Annotated in this window: 5 protein-coding genes; all 5 read right to left on the bottom strand. The window is 43.9% G+C overall.

Features of this window, described 5'->3' with window-relative positions; all coding sequences use genetic code 11:
• Positions 1-86: 86 nt before the first annotated feature.
• Positions 87-680: a hypothetical protein gene (locus G4407_RS15725; RefSeq protein ID WP_173689630.1), complete on the bottom strand. Its 594-nt coding sequence runs from the start codon at positions 678-680 to the stop codon at positions 87-89.
• An 11-nt stretch (positions 681-691) separates the two neighbouring features.
• Positions 692-1,438 (bottom strand): hypothetical protein, encoded by a 747-nt coding sequence (locus G4407_RS15720; RefSeq protein WP_173689629.1) that lies wholly within the window; start codon positions 1,436-1,438, stop codon positions 692-694.
• Positions 1,439-1,444: 6 nt separating this feature from the next.
• Positions 1,445-2,422, bottom strand: coding sequence for a DUF3991 domain-containing protein (locus tag G4407_RS15715; protein ID WP_173689628.1), 978 nt, complete (start codon positions 2,420-2,422; stop codon positions 1,445-1,447).
• Entirely contained in the window at positions 2,422-3,582 is a 1,161-nt protein-coding gene (metK, locus tag G4407_RS15710; protein WP_129980864.1) for a methionine adenosyltransferase, read from the bottom strand. The genes G4407_RS15715 and metK overlap by 1 nt, the downstream gene beginning before the upstream one ends.
• Before the next feature lie 136 nt (positions 3,583-3,718).
• The coding region (locus tag G4407_RS15705) for an MSCRAMM family protein (protein ID WP_173689627.1) at positions 3,719-5,097 on the bottom strand (1,379 nt) is incomplete at its 5' end.

Below are 5,097 nucleotides of genomic sequence, written 5' to 3'. Positions count from 1 at the left end.
TTCGGCATATTCCTCTGGGTATGTTCCCTCTTTCATAAGTTCTTCCAAACTCAGGTCATTTGTCATAGGCATCATCCTTTCTGTTCTCAGCGCTCCGGCTGATTTTTCTTCTTTGTTTGTTTTTTCTGGTAGGACTTTGGCGGTTTCAGTTTCTCAGGAACAGAAAAAGCTCTCCACTTTCCATTTTCATATAAGAACATATCTTTTGTGTGGTTATTAAATATATCCCAAGGGAAAATATCCCCTTTGATATAGATATTTCCTCTTACTTCTCCATACACATGGCTTTCTCCACCGATAATAGGTGCATTTACTCCTACCGTATCAATAAATGCTTTTCCACTGATTATCGCATTTTCCTTTATCTCACCGCCACAGATATAACAGTCTCTCTTTGCAACTGCTCTGTCATAAAAAGTAGCATCTCCGGTAACAACCGCATAACCTCTGACCAGACTGCCATCATAAAGTGCAGCTTCTTCCTTTACCTCACCGTTTTCGCAACAGATTGCATCATCATAAATCCAGCAAGTTCCTTCCTGTGACAGGTTGTTTTCATTCTCTACAAAACCGCCCCGTGTTCCTTCTGGTACTTTCTCGTTCACATCGATCAATGCCTGTATTCGATGGAGCCATGGATACTGCGGATGTTCAATCGCTGTAATCTTATACTTATTCATATTATCTCCTTTCACCGTTCCGGCTGATGTTTCTTCTTTGTCCTTTTATTTTCTTTTGGTGGCAGACTCAACTCGGTTTCTACATATTCACTGATAATCAAAAGTGCTTTGTAATAATCCCCACTTTCCAATACTCTTTTACACATTTCTTTTGCTTCTGCTGTCTGTTTATTCTTTTTCAAAAGAGTTGAGGCATCGCCCATAATGGAAAAAATATTCCCATCATGTCCAAGGAGTTGTAACTTGGGACGTTGTTTCTCAGGCTTTATCGGGATCTGCTCTGTTTTCTTTTCATAGATTTTCGGCTGCTCCATATCTGGATGCCAGAAATGCACATTCAGCATTCCACCATCTACCTTGATATCCCTCTGCTCAAATCCTTCACCCCACCCGTCACTGTACTGCCCTGTAATGTATTCGGTGAATTCCTGTAGTTCTTCCTGACTTAAAAATTCATTTAATTCCAGTTTGGTACAGCCGTACAGGATTCCATCTTTGTTTTCTACCGTAACAACTGCACTTTGTATTTTTCCATGAATGGACTCACTTCCATCAAAATACTGCATGAGATCATCTTCCCCATAGCGTTCCAGTTCTTCTCGGATAGCATCTTCATAATCGGCAAGATCTGTCCCATCCAAAGGCATTCCATATGCATCATTTTCTGTCCACTCTTCTTCCCATTCCGATTCTTCCGAAATAAGATTTCCAGTCAGTTCTGTCAATAGATTTACGTGTATCGTTTCTTTTTCTTCCATTTTCTATCACCTGCTTTCTATTGGTCTGTCTCTGCTCTGATTCGTCTGCTTTCTTTCTTTTGCAAGATCTGCATAGTCTGCCCCTTCTCTTTCCGGCAGGTTACAGATGATCCGGTATCTTCCTTCATAATGCTTTTTCATCTGTTCTTTTGCCCATCTTCCGGCGAAATCATTATCCGTACAGATTTCAATTTCTTTGATTTCCGAATGGTTCTTAAGGAACGCTTCCAGTGCGTCCGGCGGCTTTTTAAAACATTCACTCTGTATCTGTGCGTTTTCTTTCGGAGCAGCAATTCCCCCAAGGGAAAGCCGGTATTTATCCTGCTTTCCCTCTTCCAGTGTCATATGTGCCAGTGCATCAATACAGGCTTCGTAAACAGCAACCCGATTCGTCTCTTTTCTTGGAGGAATACAAAAACTGTACTTCTTTTCACTTCCGGCCTGTTCCATCTTGAATCCTTTCCCGTTTTTTTCATAGATTCCTCGCAGGAAGGCATATCTCGCTTTTCCCGATTCATCTTTCCCGACAAAAACAGCATTATGGTACGGAACACTTTCATAAAGGATTTCCTGTGAAATACAATATGTGATCACTTCATCGCTGATCCCTCTGTGGTTTAAGTAAGCCCTGATTCGTCTGCAATTACAATATCTCTCCGGCAGTTTAAATGGTGGTTTTTCTTTTTCAACTGACTGTGTCGGAAGAAAAGACGGACGTTCTTCACACAACAGCTTTACGGCATCTGTAAATTTCATCCCATCCACTTCTATGAGGAAACGCAGTGCAGACACGCCACCGATATCTCTGGACTTCCAATGCCATTTACTGGACAGTTCATTGATTTTAAAACTGTCGTGGTCTGTCAACTGCCATTCATTTCTGGTTCTTGTCTTTTGCAGTCTCTGTGCCTGATGCGTTCGTAAATACTCATACGCAGTCATGTTCTTTGCTGCCTGAATCTCCTCTTCCGTTACCCAGGGCATTACAGAATGGTATCCTGAAGAGCCAGTACCTTATCAGTTCGCTCCCAAGGAAACTCCTTTCTTCCAAAGTGTCCAAAAACTGCCGTCTGCCGGAAAATCGGACGGTTCAGCCTAAGAGATTCCATGATCTGGACAGGTGTCACTCCAAACACCAGTGGGATTGCTCTCGCCAGACAATCATCTGCACACACTTTTCCTGTACCAAAGGTATCCACTGCGATCATCACCGGCTCTGCCACTCCGATTGCGTAAGCCAGAGACACCTGACATCTGCTTGCAAGTCCGGCAGCTACCATATTTTTGGCAATATATCTTGCCATATATGCTGCAGAACGGTCTACTTTTGAACAGTCCTTCCCCGAAAATGCACCTCCGCCATGCGGAACCATACTGCCATAGGTATCCACCATCAGCTTTCTTCCGGTCAGTCCGGTATCTGCATCAAGACCTCCGCACACAAATCTCCCTGACGGATTGACCAGGATCTTCGTATCCTCATCCGGAGGCAGTAATCGGAGTGCCGGACGAAGCACCTTCTCCCTGATCTCGGTCTCTAACTTCTTCAGGCTCTTTTCTGCACTATGCTGGCAGGAAACAACCACGCTTTCCAATCTCACTGGTTTTTCATCTTCATATTCTACGGTTACCTGTGCTTTCCCATCCGAAAAGATATCTTTGATATATCCGCTTCTTCTGCAAGCCGAAAGTTCACGGGTGATCCGGTGTGCCAAAACGATAGGCATTGGCATAAGCTGTGCGGTTTCGTCACACGCATAACCGACCATAACGCCCTGATCTCCAGCTCCCCGGCTTCTGTCTCTTCCCTTTTTTCCATTGTTGTCCCGGAATTCTTTTGATACACTCACTGCTTTTGCGATGTCCGGACTCTGCTGGTGTACAAACGTATCCATTTCTATTCCATCCGTACAATATCCGCATTCCCCCAGAACCTTTCGGATCACATCAAACACTGGCGGCTCATATCCGCTGCTGATTTCTCCAGCCACAAACACATTTCCTCTTGTCGCCAGCACTTCACATGCAACTCTTGAAGATGGATCATGTTTCAGGCATTCATCTAAGATTGCGTCTGCGATCTGGTCACATACTTTATCCGGGTGTCCTTCTGTTACTGATTCTGCTGTATAATAACGTTTCATTTTTCTTCTCCTTATATCTACAAGTCCTGCCACTGGCAAATCCTTACTTACGAATGCATGGTAAGATAAACAGGGCAGGAGCTGCCTGATACACATCTCCTGCCCTGCCGGATTGATTTATCCAGTTATTCTTCTTTTATTTTTCTTCTGTTTCTTCTTTGTTTTCCGTCATTTTTGACTTCTTTCTGCGGTACACAGTCACTCCTGTAACTGTTCCGGTAGATGCCAGTGCAAGCAGGACAAATGCCCATACTTTCTGGTCATCCCCTGTTTTTGGTGCATTGGTCTTTTCGGTTGTTTTCTCCGGTGTTCTGGCATCTTTCATTTCTACTTTCTGCACTTCCATCGTATCTTTCAATGTAAATGTAACATCTTCGGCAATCTCATACCCATCCGGTGCTGTGATCTCACGCAAGGTAAGTTCCTCATTGACCGGAAGCTTCGCAACAGAATGTGGCTTTCCGTCCGTGATCCACTCTTCCAGAACAGTTCCGTCTTTTCGGATGATCTGAAGTTTTGCCCCTTCCAGTTCTTGCCCTGTGGTAATGTCTGTTTTGGAAATTTCCACTTTGGAATATTCGTCTTTCATTTCAACCTTTGTCACACTTCCGTCTTCTTTGACTTCAAAGGCCACATCGCTGGCAGACACATAGCCGTCTTCATAAGGAGCCAGTTCTTCATGCAAGGTATAAATTCCTTCCGGCAGACCATAGATCACATGTTCTTCTTTAGTACTGGTCCATTCTTCCACGATATTTCCGTCTTTGTCGATTACCTGAAGTTTTGCTCCCTCCAGCTCGCTTCCGGTGGTTGCATCTGTCTTGCTGATCCGTGTCTCGGTCGGCTGGTTCTCAACTTCTTTACTCAGTACAATCTTTTCAAGATTCTGGTTTTCGTAGGATACATCTACTTTCCATACTTCCTCGTTCGGAAGATATCCGGCTTTTCTGACTTCCTCTTTGACATAATATTTCCCATGTGGAAGGTCACTGTCAAAGGTCAGATTTCCGTTCTTGTCGGTTGCTTTCTTTTCCAGCAGGGTATCCTTCTCTACAAGAACTTCTCCCTGATTAGAGACGATATCTTCCCCGGCATACAGTCCGAAGATGACTCCTTCCAGTTTTTCTCCTGTAACAGAATCCTTCTTTTCTACCGATACGGACACTTTCTGTCTCTCGTTTTTGTAGGTAACCCCTTCATAAACAACTGCCTGCGTATCATCCTCGGCTGTCAGGGTAAATTCTTTCTGCTCGGTATTCAGGACAAAATTCTCTCCTGCCACAACTTCTTTCAGATAATAAGTTCCCAGTGGCAGGTTGTTGAGTACTGCCATTCCCTTTTCGTCTGTAATCAGTTTGGCTACCAAATCATCTTTTTCGTAGCGGACAAGCGGATTCCCTTCTTCGTCCTTTGCTCCGTCCGGTGAATAGATGGTATCTTTGGCATATACTTCGAACTGGGCACCTTCTACTCCGGTTTCTTCATATTTAAAGCCTTTATAAATACCTGTTTCTT

Source organism: Allocoprococcus comes, from assembly GCF_013300725.1.
GTDB classification, from domain to species: domain Bacteria; phylum Bacillota; class Clostridia; order Lachnospirales; family Lachnospiraceae; genus Allocoprococcus; species Allocoprococcus comes_A.
This window is presented reverse-complemented; position numbering and strand designations above follow the sequence as displayed.

Coding starts and splice junctions, on each gene's coding strand:
- G4407_RS15720 (WP_173689629.1), bottom strand. CDS start 1,438: ATGGAAGAAAAAGAAACGATACACGTAAATCTATTGACAGAACTGACT.
- G4407_RS15725 (WP_173689630.1), bottom strand. CDS start 680: ATGAATAAGTATAAGATTACAGCGATTGAACATCCGCAGTATCCATGG.
- G4407_RS15715 (WP_173689628.1), bottom strand. CDS start 2,422: ATGCCCTGGGTAACGGAAGAGGAGATTCAGGCAGCAAAGAACATGACT.
- metK (WP_129980864.1), bottom strand. CDS start 3,582: ATGAAACGTTATTATACAGCAGAATCAGTAACAGAAGGACACCCGGAT.